Source organism: Chryseobacterium sp. StRB126 (genome assembly GCF_000829375.1).
GTDB lineage: Bacteria > Bacteroidota > Bacteroidia > Flavobacteriales > Weeksellaceae > Chryseobacterium.
Genome location: NZ_AP014624.1, coordinates 2,769,499 through 2,785,982 on the forward strand (window position 1 = coordinate 2,769,499; position 16,484 = coordinate 2,785,982).

The window sequence follows — 16,484 nt, forward strand, 5'->3', positions numbered from 1 at the left end:
ACGGGGATCAAAATGACAAAAAACAGCTTTTTTTCAGCTCTTTATGGTTTATCATCCTTATTTTTGCATGTCAAGTACATATAAACATGAAGAAGCTCCAGGATATTATTATCTCAACCAGGACAATGGCTGTATTGTTACTGGTTTATGCATTCGCTATGGCCTATGCAACGTTCTTAGAAAACGACTACGGAACTCCTACAGCAAAAGCATTAATTTATGAGGCCAAATGGTTTGAACTCATTATGGTGCTGCTTATTATTAACTTCATAGGAAATATCGGAAGATACAGACTGTGGAAAAAAGAGAAATGGCCGGTTTTAGTTTTTCACCTTGCCTTTATCTTCATCTTTATTGGTGGTGCCATCACAAGATACATCAGTTTTGAGGGACAGATGCACATCAGAGAAGGGGAAACATCCAACGAAATTGTAACGGATAAAAACTTCCTTAAAATCCAGATCGAGGAAAAAGGAGATGTCCTTAACTATCAGGATATTCCTTATTTGATGTCTCCACTACACAAAGATCTTAACGCCACTTATGATTTCCACGGAAAAGAAGTAAAGATCTTTGCAAAAGAATATATTCAAAGAAAAAAAGACAGCTTATTGGCTGAACCTAACGGAACTGAGTATCTTCACCTGGTTTCAACAGGAACAACAGGAAGACAAAACATTTACATCAAAGCTGGAGATACCAAATCAATCAACGGAACTTTGGTAACTTTCAATAGAGCCATTGATGGTGCTGTAGAATTCAAAAACGAAGGGGGTAAATTATTCATTAAAACTCCAGTAGATGCAAGTTTCATGACCATGGCAACTCAGGCTACCGGAAGTACTGTAAAAGATGAATTCCAACCTTTAGCATTGAGAAGTTTATATACCATCAATGAGTTAAAATTAGTAGTTCCTGAAGGTCTTAAAAAAGGAAAACTGATGGCTATTGAAGGGGATAGAAAGAAAGATGCTAATGTGCCGGATATGCTTCAGATTGAACTTCAAGGTCCAAAAACAAAGCAATTGGTTGATCTTTCTGTTGAAAGAGGAAATCCAAATGCCTATAAGCAGGTTACTATGGATGGATTGAACATCATGGTTGGATTCGGACCTAAGGTTTACAACACACCTTTCGCCTTGAAATTAGATGATTTTGTGATGGAAACGTATCCTGGAAGTAACTCTCCAAGTGCTTATGAAAGTCACGTAAAAATTGTTGATGAAGGAAAAGAAAACCCTTATAAAATCTATATGAACCACGTTCTAAACTATAAAGGATATCGTTTCTTCCAGTCAAGCTTTGATCCGGACAGAATGGGTACGGTATTGTCTGTAAACCACGATTATTGGGGAACTCTAATTTCTTATATCGGATATGGTCTTTTATTCTTAGGAATGTTTGTGATCTTCTTCTGGAAAGGAACACACTTCTGGAAATTAAATAAAATGCTGAAAGACGCTAATAAAAAGAAAGCAGCCGTTGTTCTTCTATTGTTCTTAAGCTTAGGACTTAACGCTCAAAAAATTGAAACCCATGGAACTACTGACGGAAGTAGAGAACATGTACATGTAGAAGGTGACGGGCATGCCCACGCAGCACCGGCTCCTGAAGCTAAATCAGATCAAGACAGTGAAATAAGACAGAATTCATTAGCTTCTCCAATGGGGAAAATGAGAACTATTTCTGCAGATGAAATTATTTCAAGAAACAAAATCAGCAAAGAACACGCAGAGAAATTTGGTTACCTTTTGGTTCAGAACTTCGAAGGACGAATTATTCCAATGAATACACAGGCTTTAGAGGTTTTAAGAAAACTTTACAAGCATGACAGCTTCAAAGGAACAGACGGAAAATCTCTGGATGCTAACCAATGGTTCCTTTCTATCAATACAGATACAGAAAGCTGGACATCAGTTCCTCTGATCAAGGTTGATGAAAAAGGAGGTAAAGCACTTCTTGAAAAAACAAAAGCCAATGAAGAAGGTTACACTTCTTTACTGAATCTATTCCCAGTAGATAAGAAAACAGGAATGCTAACTTATATTCTGGAAAGAGACTACAACGCAGCTTTCGCCAAAAAACCGGCAGATCAGTCAGAATATGACAAGCAGGTTATTAAGCTAAATGAAAGAGTTCAGATCTTCAATGAGTTTTTCAGTGGTCAGTTCCTAAGAATCGTTCCTGTGAAAAATGATGCCAACCACACTTGGCATTCATGGTTGGATCAGAAATTCGAACCGGACATGGAATCTCAGCAGGTAATGGGCCCTTATTTTTCAACAGTTATTGGGGCGCAAAAATCAGGAGACTGGAGCCAAGCAGATGCTGAACTGGTAAAACTTTCAGACTATCAGAAGAAATGGGGGAAAGCAGTAATTCCAGACCAATCTAAAGTAGATCTTGAAGTATTTATGAACAACGTGAATATCAACTTCAAATTATTGATTTTCTATACGATTATTGGAGGACTTCTTTTGATTTTAGGTTTTGTTGAGTTATTCAAACCTAATAAAGGTTTAAATAAAGCGATTAAAATAATCATCGGTATTGGATCTATAGGATATATATGCCACTTCCTGGGTCTTGTAGCAAGATGGTATATTTCAGGACACGCACCTTGGAGTAATGGATACGAAGCGATTATCTTCATCTCATGGGTTGGTATTTCTGCAGGTTTTGCATTGTATAGAAATTCAAATGCTTTGATTCCTGCATCAGGATTTATGGTGGCAGTTATCATGATGGGATTTGCGCACGGAGGTTCAGCACTTGATCCACAGATTACACCGCTTGTTCCGGTATTGAAATCTTACTGGTTGATTGTTCACGTAGCGATTATTACATCAAGTTATGGTTTCTTTGCCCTGTCGATGATTATTGCTGTACTATCTTTAGTATTCTATATTATCTCAAACAAAGACACTTATAAAATTCACCACGATACAACATTGAAAGAACTGGTAATTGTTTCTGAAATGTCATTAACCGTAGGCCTTTTTGCCCTAACAGTAGGAAACTTCCTTGGAGGGATCTGGGCCAACGAATCTTGGGGTAGATACTGGAGCTGGGACCCGAAAGAAACATGGGCTTTCATTTCCATTATGGTTTATGCTTTTGTTTTACACATGAGATTAGTTCCAGGATTAAGAAGCAGATGGGCTTTCCACGTTGCAACAATGTTTGCTTTCTGTTCAATGGTAATGACCTATTTTGGGGTGAATTACTACCTGAGCGGACTTCACTCTTATGCAGCAGGAGATCCGGTACCAGTACCAGCTTGGGTATACATCGGAATCGCTACAATGATTACCCTATCAGCTGTATCTTATTTCAAGTTTAAAGCTTTAACAAAGAAATAATCTTTTAAACATATAATTTAAAATCCCGGAATTCACTTCCGGGATTTTTTTTGTGCCTCAATAAAAAGATGAGACATTTCCTTTTCTCTGAGATTCATATTGAGAATTGCTATAATTTACTAAAGCTAAACAGCACATCAATAACTAAAAATCAAACATTTTTAACCACGGATTTTCACAGATTTTCACAGATGATTATGCATAGAAAAAGCATTATAATTTTAAAAAAGAAGAATGATTCTGAATAATATTAAAGAGCAAACATCTGTGAAAATCTGTATCATCTGTGGTTTTATAAATCCTATTGTTCAGCAAAGTCTGATTTTTGTTTTCTGAACATTACAATCATATAATTGAAAAAAAATTCGGAGTGTTAAATTTATATTTAACGCTATGTTAGCAAGGCTAATTATACTGGCTTTTTCATTTTCCTTTCGCAGCAGTACTTCGTTCAGCAAAGATATATCTCTTAGCTGGGTGGAACGCCTCTGCGATCTTTTTTATTGTAATTCATAAATTCTTAGCGAACATAGCGTTTATATCTTTTGATCTCGGCTCATAATTACTGTGAAAAATTACAATCACAGACCTTGTTCCATGAATTCTGAATTCCGCTCTCGTCAAAAAAACAAAATTTATCAGTCACAATTCAAAATTTACTGCTAACTTTATGATATCAAAATAATATCAAAATAAAAATTCAATCATGGAAAAAACATTAAAACCTATGTCGGGTTACATTACATTAGTGATCTGTCTGGCACTCTTTGTTGTTGCGGCTTACTTTTTTATTAGTGGGGTAGATCAAAGTATTACATACGTTATTATTTCAATGTTGTGCTTTCTGCTTGCTTGCTTTTTCTTAAAAGGGTTAATGATTATTCAGCCTAATCATTCAAGAGTATTGAACTTCTTCGGAAAGTATGTAGGAACAGTAAAAGATAACGGATTATTCTTTATCAATCCATTATATTCATCTCAGAAAATGTCATTGCGTTCAGAAAACTTGCAAGGACAAACTTTGAAGGTAAATGATAAAATGGGGAATCCTATCGAAATTGCAGTAGTAATGGTATGGAAAGTAGGAGATACTTACAAAGCTGCTTTTGATGTAGAACGTTATTCAGACTTTGTTAGAATGCAGAGTGAAGCAGCAGTACGTCATTTGGCCATGAGTTTTCCTTATGATAATCTGGAAGATGATCATGCTCCTATTACATTGAGAGAAGGTGGGGATAAAATCAATTCTATTTTGGAACAGGAACTTACAGATCGTCTTTCAAAGGCCGGAATTGTAATTCAGGAAGCCAGAATTTCACATTTAGCGTACGCATCAGAAATTGCCGGAGCGATGCTTCAGAGACAACAGGCTACTGCTATTGTAGCAGCGAGAACAAAAATAGTAGAAGGAGCGGTTGGAATGGTAGACCTTGCCCTGAAAAAACTTTCTGAGGGAAATATCGTTGAACTTGATGATGAAAGAAAAGCCGCAATGGTAAGTAACTTGATGGTAGTTCTTTGTGGTGAAAAAGCGGCAACACCAGTGTTGAATGCAGGAACACTGTATAACTAGTCATAACAATCAGGCATTCCGGATTTATTGAAATTATAAATCAGGAATATAACCATGCATCTTGCATCAAAAACAAGAATAATGAAATCAGAAAAAACTCAGAACACTTCGGAAAACAAAGGCAAAAAATCCTTTGTCTTGAGGATAGATGAGTCTACCTATAAACTCCTCGAAAAATGGGCCAATGATGAATTCAGAAGTGTGAATGGCCAGATAGAGTATCTCCTGCACCAAAGCCTTGTCAGTTCGGGAAGAAAGAAAAAAGAGTAGTTGGTTAGCAAAAGTGGAGAAAGGAGAAGCTTGTAAAAGGCTATTGTTAGAGAGTAAAATGGAGGATATTGAACTTTGAAAAATGAATGTTTTTGTATTTTTTTTAGTTTTATTTATCAAAAAAACATTTAATTAACCATAATGTTAAAAAGAAAGCAGAGAATTTTTTCTCTGCTTTTTTATTTTATACAACTTTGAAGAGTGTCTGCTCCAAAATAGAATATAACGAGCCAAATCAAGCCTTTAATGGTAAAGAAAGCAAACCCTGCCCATCCCACACGCTTGAACCACTTTTTAAACTTTGAGTTATTTTCTTGTGAATTTTCCATTGGTGATTGTCAAAAAGATTACTGTACAAAGATAAGCATGTTTATAATTAGTCCAAATAAATAACATATTAAAAAATTAAAGTTTTGAGGTTCGCATAATATTTTTATCTTTAGAGAGAACGAAAAGTAAGATTTTATGTCAAAAAAAGTAAAGGATTTCGGAATCGAAAAAACACTCAAAAACCTTGGTATTAAAGAAGAAAATAAAGGGACTTCAGTGGGCGGTAAATATTTCGCTTCAGGAAAGACGATAGAAAGTGTATCTCCTGCAGATGGAAAATTAATTGCAAAAGTAAAGACTTCCGGAGAAAGTGATTATGACAAAGTTATTGAAACAGCTCAAAAAGCATTTCAGGAATTCAGGTTAATCCCGGCTCCTAAGAGAGGGGAAATCGTAAGACAGCTTGGTTTAAAGTTAAGAGAATATAAAGACGATCTTGGAAAACTGGTTTCTTATGAAATGGGTAAATCTTTGCAGGAAGGACTTGGAGAAGTACAGGAAATGATTGATATCTGTGATTTTGCAGTAGGACTTTCCAGACAGCTTCAGGGATACACAATGCACTCAGAAAGGCCTGGCCACAGAATGTATGAACAATATCATCCGCTTGGGGTAGTGGGAATCATCACTGCATTTAACTTCCCGGTAGCAGTATGGTCTTGGAACACCGCGTTAGCATGGATTTGTGGTAATGTTACCATCTGGAAGCCATCAGAAAAAACTCCGCTTTGTGCCATTGCCTGCCAGAATATTATGAATGAGGTTCTGAAAGAGAACAATCTTTCAGAAGGAATTTCAAGTGTATTGGTTGCAGACCATGAAATTGGACAGAAACTAGTTGATGATAAGAGAGTAGCTTTGGTATCTTTCACAGGTTCTACAAGAGTAGGAAGAATGGTTTCTTCTAAAGTAGCAGAAAGATTCGGGAAATCAATCCTTGAATTAGGAGGTAACAATGCTATCATCATTACCAAAGAAGCAGATCTTAATATGTCTATTATTGGAGCTGTTTTCGGAGCGGTAGGAACTGCAGGACAAAGATGTACTTCTACAAGAAGGCTGATTATCCACGAAGACGTGTATGATGAAGTAAAAACAAGATTGGTGAAAGCTTATGGTCAATTGAAGATCGGAAATCCATTGGACGAAACCAACCATGTAGGACCACTTATTGACGTTGATGCGGTAAACCAATATCAGGAATCTATCAAAAAGTGTAAAAAAGAAGGTGGAAAATTCGTTGTTGAAGGTGGTGTTTTATCTGGAAAAGATTACGAATCCGGATGCTATGTGAAACCTTGCGTTGCTGAAGTGAAAAACTCTTACGAGATTGTTCAGCATGAAACATTTGCCCCTATTTTATACTTAATCAAATATAAAACATTAGAAGAAGCCATCGCTATTCAGAATGATGTTCCACAGGGACTTTCTTCTGCAATCATGACTCAAAACCTTAGAGAAGCAGAATTATTCCTTTCTCATGCAGGTTCAGATTGTGGTATTGCGAATGTCAATATTGGTACTTCTGGTGCAGAAATCGGAGGAGCTTTCGGAGGCGAAAAAGAAACCGGAGGTGGAAGAGAGTCAGGATCAGATGCCTGGAAGTATTATATGAGAAGACAAACCAATACTATAAATTACACCGCACAACTTCCTTTAGCACAAGGAATTAAATTTGATTTATAAAAGCTTTGCTTAAAGCAATCCAAAAAACTATAAAAAACTTAATAACCTGAATGATTAAATGTTCAGTCTTTTGATTGTTTAATCATTCACTTATTAAATCACACAACAATTTATTATGGAACACACATTAGATATACAAGCAAATAAAGTTAAAGAAACAGTTGGGAAACACGTTTTGGCAGACGGTTTCGATTTCGTGATGGATATTGAAAAATCTCACGGATCATGGCTTTATGATAAACTTACAGACAGAGAATACCTGGATATGTTCTCTATGTTTGCATCAGCTTCCATCGGGTACAACCACCCGTATCTTGTAGAGAGATCAGAATGGTTGGGAAGAATGGCTGTCAACAAACCAACATTGGCAGACGTTTACTCAGAAGAATATGCTCACTTTTTAGAAGTGTTCGAAAGAGTAGTTATTCCTGAAGAATTACAGTATGCTTTTTTTATTGAAGGAGGAAGTTTAGGCGTTGAAAATGCTATGAAAGCTTGCTTCGACTGGAAAACACGCAAAAACTTTGAAAAAGGTCTTGATACTGAAGCAGGAATCTGTATCCACTTCAAACAGGCTTTCCACGGTAGAAGTGGTTATACTCTAAGCTTAACAAACACTTCAGATCCCAGGAAGTACCAATATTTCCCAATGTTTAAGTGGCCAAGAATCTTAAATCCAAAATTATCATTCCCGATTACAGAGGAGAATTTGGCAGAAACAATCAAGAATGAGCAATTAGCTTTAGTTCAAATTGAAGAAGCCATTCTGATGAATCCTGATAAAGTAGCTTGTATCATCATTGAACCTATTCAGGCAGAAGGTGGTGACAACCACTTCAGAGATGAGTTCTTACTAGGATTAAGAAAAATCTGTGATGACAATGAAATCTTACTCATTTTTGACGAAGTGCAGACGGGTATTGCCATTACAGGTAAAATGTGGGCATTCCAACACTTTACAGCTAAGCCGGATATCATTTCTTTCGGGAAAAAAGCTCAGGTTTGTGGAGTATTAGCCAACAAAGAAAAATTTGATGAAGTTCCGAATAACGTTTTCAGAGAAAGCTCAAGAATCAACTCTACATTCGGAGGAAACTTTATCGATATGCTTCGTTTCCAATTGGTAATGGAAGTAATCGAAAAAGAAAACCTTGTAGAAAATGCAAGAGTGGTAGGAGATTTCTTATTGGAAAGCTTAAAAGCATTAGCAGAGAAGTATCCTTCAAAAATTTCCAATGCAAGAGGAAGAGGACTAATGTGTGCCATTGATCTTCCATCCGGAGCAGACAGAAATAAGATGATGACTGAATTATTCAATGATGGATTAATCATTCTTCCATGTGGAGATCAGTCTTTACGTTTCAGACCACATCTGAATGTTACCAAAGAAGAAATTCAATTAGCATTAGATAAAATTGAAAATAATATTAATAAAATTTAAAAACAAAGATTTGTAATTTTCAAAAAAACATTGTACATTTAAATACTCAAACAATTAGAATATGGAAAGAAGTACGAGAGTGTCAGTTTATGAAAGTGATAACCCTTCAGAAATTCAGTTGGTTAAGTCTAAATTGGATGACGCACAAATTACAAACACTGTTGAAAACAACTATCTTACATTTACCACAACACCTACTGCAACATCGCTAAAGGTTATGGTGGATCTGCATGATGAGAAGAAAGCTTTCGAAATTATTGATGCTTATCTTCAACAAAATGAAAATTAATAAAACAATTTCATAATTTTAAATTTTACTACTTCGAACCGAAAATTAATTTCTAATTAGTTTTCGGTTTTTTAATTAAATCAATCGTTAAATTATTAAAAAAATAAATGTTTAAAAGATGACTTGAAGAACTATTGTTCTATGATCAGAACCAGAAGTTTGTATGGGGCAGATTTAAATTTGACGCAAAGTTTTAGTAACCTTATGTTATGTTTTTAAGGAGGCAAAGGAGGAATCAATGAAATTGATTCTCATTAAGCGAGTGCATAGCCGTTCGCTTATTCAACGACAAAGTCGCAATCTTTGTCCCTCAAAATTTTAAGCCATATAAATAAACCCTTGCGTTAATAAAAATCGGACTTTAATTTAGAGGATCAAACGGGGAATAGTTCTCATTTTTAATCTTTAAACTTTATGTTTTTTTTTATCAAAATCAACAACATGAATCCAGAAATCAAACTAAGAAAATCGGAAATTGAAGACAGAGACATTATTTGGAAAATCATCCAGCAATCCATTGAAAGAAGAAGACAGGACGGAAGTACACAATGGCAGAATGGCTATCCCAATCTTGATACAGTAGAAAGCGATATTGCAAAAGGTTTTGGATATGTACTTACAGTAGATGGAGAAATTGCGGTTTATGCAGCTTTGATCCTTAACGATGAACCTGCATACAGTAAAATTGAAGGGGCATGGCTAAGCAACGGAGAATTTGTAGTAGTACATCGTGTGGCTATTGATGAAAAGTTTGCAGGACAGGGAATGACTAAAAAGCTTTTCGATCATATTGAAGATTTTACCAGAGCTAATGGAATTCAGAGTGTTAAGGTAGATACAAACTACGATAATATTGCAATGCTTAAAATTCTTGAAAGTAAAGGTTATTCTTATTGTGGAGAAGTTGTTTTGGCAGACGGATTAAGGAAAGCTTTTGAGAAGATTATAATTTAAGCAAAAAGTTAAATCAACTTTCATTGAATTTTTAAAACGCCTAGTATTTATAATCTCTATCAGCTTTGTTCGTTTGGTTCTGAACTAATTTTTACATTTGTTCAAATTTTTATATTATGCACCAAAGTATAGAAATTGATGAAAAGATTTTTCAGGATGCCGTAAAGTTCTACGGCACCATTTTCAACCTACCCCCTTTAGCCTCAAAAATCTATTCCTACCTTCTTTTCGATTATGAGAAAGTAGGAATTACTTTTGACGAGTTTGTTGAAGTGCTCTCTGCGAGCAAAAGTTCTGTTTCCACAAGTATTTCACTACTATTGAATGCACAGCTTATCGTAGATCATAACAAGATGGATGAACGGAAACGGTATTTTTTCATCAATGATGAGTACAAGAAAATTCGATTTGAAAAAATTGTCCAGAAAATGCGGGACGAATTAAAACTATTAGATGATTTAAACAATTTTAAAAAAAGTAAAGACGATGGATACAACGAAAGAATAGAAGTTTACAAAGCACTCTTAAATAAAAATATAGAAAATATTCAGGAATCTCTTAATAAACTATAAAATGAATAATAAGCTAGTTATACTTTCGATTGCAGCGCTTTCTCTCACAGCCTGCAAAAAAGAAGCTCCAAAACAGGATGGTGCCAAGCCGTATCCTGTTGTTTCTGTGGAGTCAAAAAATATAGTAGGTTATCAGACGTTTCCGGCTACCATTCAGGGTAGAGTAAACAATGATGTACGTGCTAAAATACAGGGATATATTACCCAGTTACTGGTAGATGAAGGACAATATGTTACCAAAGGACAGCCTTTGTTCCGTCTGGAAACCAATATCCTTACCGAAAATGCTGCCGCTTCCAAAGCTGGAATCGGAGCAGCTGAATCTAATATTGCTGCTGCACAGGCCTCTGTAAACGCTGCACAGGTAGAAGTGAACAAACTAAAACCACTGGTTCAGAAAAATATTATCAGTAACGTACAGCTACAGTCAGCTCAGGCTCAATTGGCACAGGCACAGGCACAGTTGGCTCAGGCTCATGCTGCAAAAAGACAAGCTGAAGCCAATTATAAAGGAGTAGAAGCGAATATCGAGTATTCCATCATTCGCGCTCCTATTTCAGGGGTGATTGGAAGACTACCGTTAAAGGTAGGAAGTTTGGTAGGACCCTCTGATCAGACACCGTTAACAACGATTTCTGATACTTCTGAGATCTTTGCCTACTTTGCAATGAATGAAAAAGAATATTTCAATTTCCTTGAAAAAGCTCCCGGTGCTTCTATGCCTGAAAAAATCAAAAACTTACCCATGGTAGAGCTTCAGTTAGCCAACGGAAGCCTTTATCCTGAAAAAGGAAGAATTGAAGCTATCACAGGTCAGATTGATCCAACAACAGGAACCATTCAGTTCAGAGTTGCATTCCCCAATGCTCAAAAATTGTTAAGCAATGGTAACAGTGGAACCATCAGATTCCCTCAGCAGTATGACAATGTATTGGTAGTTCCGGAAAGTGCTACTTACGAACAACAAGGTATTGTTTACGTATACAAAGTAGAAAAAGGAGATACTGCCAGAAATGTTGTCGTAAATGTTATTGATAGAATTGACAATTTAGCCCTTATCAAATCAGGAGTTAATAAAGGTGAAAAAGTTATTGCAGCCGGAATCGGAGGTCTGAAGCCGGGAACAGCCGTGAAGCCGAAACCAATCAAAATGGATAGTCTTGTTCAATCTATAAAACCGAAATTCTAATGATAAAAAACTTTATTAACAGACCGGTTTTATCTACCGTAATTTCAATTTTGATTGTGATTCTCGGTGTGCTAGGGCTGATCTCGTTACCGGTTACACAGTATCCGGATATTGCACCGCCTACAGTGAGTGTTTCCGCCAACTATACGGGAGCCAATGCTGAAACGGTGATGAAAAGTGTAGTAGTACCTTTGGAAGAACAGATCAATGGGGTAGAAGGAATGGATTATATTACTTCCAGTGCCGGGAACGATGGTTCCGCCCAGATCCAGGTTTTCTTCAAACAAGGAATAGACCCGGATATTGCGGCAGTAAACGTACAGAACCGTGTGGCCAGAGCAACACCGCTTCTGCCGTCTGAAGTAACACGTTCAGGGGTGGTAACCCAGAAGCAGCAGACCAGTGCCCTGATGTATATGTCTTTCTACTCTGAAAATAAAGATCTTGATGACGTATATCTTCAGAACTTTTTGAATATTAATATTATTCCCAACTTAAAAAGAGTAAATGGTGTAGGGGATGCCAACGTTTTCGGAGGTAAAAACTACTCGATGAGAATCTGGCTGGATCCTGCAAAAATGGCTGCCTATGGAGTAACTCCTACAGATGTTACCAATGCGATCAACGAGCAGAGTAGAGAAGCTGCAGCAGGTTCCATAGGACAAAACAGTGGAAGTTCTTTTGAATACATTATCAAATATGTAGGTAAATTTAACGATAAAGAACAGTACGATAATATCATCATTAAAGCTCTTGCTAACGGACAAAACCTGATGCTGAAAGATGTTGCCAAAGTAGAACTGGCAGGCCAGTCTTACACAGGTATCGGGGAAAACGGAAACAATCCTTCCATCAGTATGGGGATCTTCCAGACTCCGGGATCCAACGCACAGGAGATTATTAAAAATATCAAAACTTATCTGAAATCTGCAGAGGGAACTTTTCCACAGGGAATCAAGTATACTTTTAACTTTGATACCAACGAATTCCTGGAGGCTTCTATTGAAAAGGTAGTACATACCCTGATTGAAGCCTTTATTCTGGTATTTATTGTAGTATATATTTTCCTTCAGGATTTCAGATCTACTCTGATTCCAGCCATTGCGGTACCGGTATCTATTGTAGGAGCGTTCTTTTTCCTGAATCTCTTCGGATATTCATTGAACCTCTTAACCTTATTTGCATTGGTACTTGCCATTGGTATTGTAGTGGATGATGCCATTGTGGTCGTCGAGGCTGTCCATGCGAAGATGGAGCATGGTATTTCAGATGCGAAAAAAGCTACTGTAGAAGCAATGGATGAAATTACGGGGGCTATTATTTCTATTACTTTGGTAATGGCAGCTGTATTTATCCCGGTAACCTTCATTACCGGTCCTACAGGTGTATTCTATCAACAGTTTGGTATTACACTGATCATTGCCATCATCATTTCTGCAATTAATGCATTAACGTTGAGTCCGGTTTTATGTTCATTATTCTTAAAACCTCACGCAGAGCATCATGAAGAGTATCAGAACCTAAACTTGTTACAGAAATTTTTCTATAAGTTCAATATTGCTTTTAAAACAACTACTGAACGTTACGGAAGAGGATTTGTTTTCCTTTTAAGACATAAATGGGTAACGCTGATTATTTTTGCGGTTACAGGAGCTATTTTATTCTGGGCAAGCAGCAGTATGAAGAAAGGGTTTGTACCTACAGAAGATAGAGGAATTATCTTTACAGATGTTCAGCTTCCTCCGGGAGCCTCTATGGAAAGAACCTACAATGCTTTGAAAACTCTTCAGGCTAAAGCTATGAAAGTTCCGGGAGTGCAAAATGTTACTATTTCTACAGGTAGAGGTTTCTTATCCGGAAACGGTAGTAACAACGGTCTTGCCTTTGTTAAACTGAAGCCATTTGAAGAAAGAAAAGCAGGTGGACAAACGTCTGAAGACATTACGAAGAAACTATTTGGAATAGTAGGATCTGTTCCTGATGCTAAAGTTGTATTCTTTCAACCGCCAAGTGTACCAGGATTTGGTAACAGTGCAGGTTTTGAAATGGTATTGCTGGATAAATCTGGTGGCGACTATGCTGATTTGGATAATAAAACCAATGAATTCATCGGTAAGCTGATGCAGAGACCAGAAATTCAATTTGCCCAAACATCATTCAATACCAAATATCCTCAGTATCAGATGGAGATTAATGTTCCGTTAGCTAAACAGCTTGGGGTTTCTGTAAATGATATTTTAGCGACTATGCAGGGGTATATTGGTGGTATTTATACTGCTGACTTTACCAAGTATGGAAAGCAGTTCAGGGTTATGGTTCAGGCTCTTCCTGAGAACAGAAAGAATATTGAAAATCTGAACCAGCTCTATGTAAGAACAGGATCAGGTATCATGTCTCCGATTTCACAGTTTGTAACATTGACAAAAGCCTACGGGCCACAATCTGTAAGCCGTTATAACCTGTTTACTTCAGTGAAGGTAACAGGAGCAAACTCCGACGGATACAGCTCCGGGGATGCGATTGCTGCAGTACAGCAGGTGGCTGATGAAACTCTGAATCAAAACTATGCGGTAGAATTTACAGGTCTGACCAGAGAAGAATTAAATTCAGGATCTCAAACACTTCTGATTTTCGGACTAAGTTTGATCTTCGTTTACTTTATCCTTTCTGCACAGTATGAAAGTTATATCCTTCCACTGATCGTTATTATTTCTCTTCCTCTTGGGGTAATGGGAGCTTACTTCGGACAGAAGATTATGGGATTGGAGAATAATATTTATTTCCAGATTGCCCTGATCATGCTGGTGGGACTATTGGCGAAAAACGCCATCCTTATCGTAGAATTTGCTGTTCAGAGAAGGCATCATGGTGAAACGATTGTAATGTCTGCAATCAATGCTGCTAAAGCGAGGGTGAGACCTATTTTAATGACATCATTCGCCTTTATCTTCGGTTTATTGCCGTTGGTGCTAGCAAGCGGAATTGGCGCTGTAGGTAACAGATCCATTGCAACTGGTGCAGCAATAGGATTGTTGATAGGAACCATCTTAGGATTATTCGTAATTCCGGTATTGTATGTAATTTTTGAAACCATACAGGAAAAGATCAAACCTCTTAAGAAAGAAGACATCAATTTAGCCGAGTAAAAATTAATTAGAGAAGCTGGAAACTGAACTTAGAAATTTAATGTTCAGTTTCTAACCTCTGATTTCTAACTTCTAATTTTAAACAATGAAGAGTTTAATAAACATCATAAAAGGAATAACTTTCTCAGCGATTATGCTGGGAGCCATCACGTCCTGTATGGCCAGAAAGGAATACGAAAGGCCGAAGAACGTTGTTGATGAAAAGCTTTTCCGTACAGATATGCTTCCTTCAGACAGTGCTAGTGTTGCCAATATCTCTTGGAAGGAAATCTTTACAGATCCGGTACTTCAGGGACATATTTCAAAGGCATTAGATAACAATCTGGACATCCGAATTGCGTTGCAAAGCATTAATTCTGCAGAAGCTTATCTGAAGCAAAGTAAGGCTGCCTATGCGCCAACACTTTCGGTAGGCCCCAATTATACTTTCCAGACACAGTCTCTTAATACTCAGTTTGGGCAGATCATTGGAGAAAGACGTTATGTCAATCAGTTCGACATAACAGCCAGTTTGGGTTGGGAAGCAGACCTATGGGGGAAAATGAAAGCGCAGGAAAAAGCGCAATTAGCAACATATTTAGGTACTGTTGCTGCTCATAAGGCTGTAAAAAGCGGACTTGTTGCCTCTATTGCCTCTGCTTATTATCAATTATTGACTTTTGATGCTCAGAAAAAGATTATTACAGAAACAATTGCAATTCGTGAGAAGAATCTGGAAACAACAAAAGCATTAAAGGCCTCCGGAACCCTTACAGAGGTTGCTGTACAACAGAGTGAAGCCCTGGTTTTCAATGCAAAATCTTTATTGATTGACATTGATACTCAGATTCAATTGCTTGAAAATACCATGAGTCTTTTAATGGGCGAGCCTTCTCATACGATTGAAAGATCTACTCTGGAAGGACAGAGTCTTCCTATCGACTTGAAACTAGGATATCCTGCTCAGTTACTGGCTAACCGTCCGGATGTAATGAGAGCAGAATACAGCTTAATGAATGCATTTGAGTTGACTAATGCTGCAAAAGCTCAGTTTTATCCAACATTAAAGCTTACAGGAACCGGAGGACTTCAGTCTGTAGATATCGATCACCTGTTCAATGTAAACTCATTGTTTGCGAATGTGGTGGCGGGATTAGCTCAGCCTATTTTGAACAAGAGAACCATCAGAACCAACTATGACGTAAGTCTTGCCAATCAGGAAACGGCTTATCTGAACTTCAGAAAGACAGTGCTTACGGCCGGAAAAGAAGTTTCTGATGCCATCAGAGTGTTCTCTGTTCAGGATTCATTTATTCAGCTAAAGGAAAAAGAACTGAATGCCTACAAAAATTCTGTAGAATATTCTCAGGAATTGGTAAATTATGGGATGGCCAACTATCTTGAAGTTCTGAATGCCAGTGTTAATTCATTGAATGCGGAACTGAATATTTCTAATGCAAGATATAACAAAATGAAGGCTGCCGTTGAGTTGTATCAGGCTTTGGGCGGAGGCTGGAAATAAACGGTATTTTGTACAAATTATAAAACGTGTGTCAGGAATGGCACACGTTTTTTATTTACAAAGACCCAAAGTTATAATAGAGAATTTAGTGGAAAATTCAATAGCTATATATGAATCTAAAAAAAGTGATGTGTTCGGATTTAAAAGACAAAAAAATGGCCGGAATTTATT

At 37.1% G+C, this 16,484-nt stretch carries 11 protein-coding genes; all 11 read left to right on the top strand.

Annotated features, from left to right (window positions below; translation table 11 throughout):
- Positions 1–86: 86 nt before the first annotated feature.
- The 11 genes from ccsA (at position 87) to CHSO_RS12580 (ending at position 16,313) form a co-directional block, all read left to right on the top strand.
- A complete protein-coding gene (gene ccsA / locus CHSO_RS12525; RefSeq protein WP_045496377.1) occupies positions 87–3,362 on the top strand; it encodes a cytochrome c biogenesis protein CcsA in 3,276 nt (1,091 codons plus the stop codon).
- Positions 3,363–4,068: 706 nt separating this feature from the next.
- Positions 4,069–4,935, top strand: coding sequence for an SPFH domain-containing protein (locus CHSO_RS12530; protein ID WP_045496379.1), 867 nt, complete (start codon positions 4,069–4,071; stop codon positions 4,933–4,935).
- An 81-nt stretch (positions 4,936–5,016) separates the two neighbouring features.
- Complete coding sequence (locus CHSO_RS12535) at positions 5,017–5,205, top strand: hypothetical protein (RefSeq protein ID WP_045502444.1); 189 nt, start codon at positions 5,017–5,019, stop codon at positions 5,203–5,205.
- A gap of 465 nt (positions 5,206–5,670) precedes the next feature.
- The gene (locus tag CHSO_RS12545; protein ID WP_045496383.1) at positions 5,671–7,221 is read left to right on the top strand and encodes an aldehyde dehydrogenase family protein; all 1,551 of its coding nucleotides are present in this window, start codon (positions 5,671–5,673) and stop codon (positions 7,219–7,221) included.
- Positions 7,222–7,336: 115 nt separating this feature from the next.
- Positions 7,337–8,662, top strand: a complete 1,326-nt coding sequence (gene lat, locus CHSO_RS12550; protein ID WP_045496385.1) for an L-lysine 6-transaminase — start codon at positions 7,337–7,339, stop codon at positions 8,660–8,662.
- Between the two features lie 61 nt (positions 8,663–8,723).
- Entirely contained in the window at positions 8,724–8,951 is a 228-nt protein-coding gene (locus CHSO_RS12555; RefSeq protein WP_045496387.1) for a DUF2007 domain-containing protein, read from the top strand.
- A 441-nt stretch (positions 8,952–9,392) separates the two neighbouring features.
- The gene (locus CHSO_RS12560; RefSeq protein ID WP_045502447.1) at positions 9,393–9,905 is read left to right on the top strand and encodes a GNAT family N-acetyltransferase; all 513 of its coding nucleotides are present in this window, start codon (positions 9,393–9,395) and stop codon (positions 9,903–9,905) included.
- 116 nt (positions 9,906–10,021) lie between these two features.
- Positions 10,022–10,477, top strand: coding sequence for a transcriptional regulator (locus tag CHSO_RS12565; protein WP_045496389.1), 456 nt, complete (start codon positions 10,022–10,024; stop codon positions 10,475–10,477).
- Between the two features lies 1 nt (position 10,478).
- Positions 10,479–11,666, top strand: coding sequence for an efflux RND transporter periplasmic adaptor subunit (locus CHSO_RS12570; RefSeq protein ID WP_045496391.1), 1,188 nt, complete (start codon positions 10,479–10,481; stop codon positions 11,664–11,666).
- Entirely contained in the window at positions 11,666–14,812 is a 3,147-nt protein-coding gene (locus CHSO_RS12575) for an efflux RND transporter permease subunit (protein WP_045496394.1), read from the top strand. The genes CHSO_RS12570 and CHSO_RS12575 overlap by 1 nt, the downstream gene beginning before the upstream one ends.
- Positions 14,813–14,897: 85 nt before the next feature.
- Positions 14,898–16,313, top strand: coding sequence for an efflux transporter outer membrane subunit (locus tag CHSO_RS12580; RefSeq protein WP_045496395.1), 1,416 nt, complete (start codon positions 14,898–14,900; stop codon positions 16,311–16,313).
- The last annotated feature ends 171 nt before the right edge of the window (positions 16,314–16,484 follow it).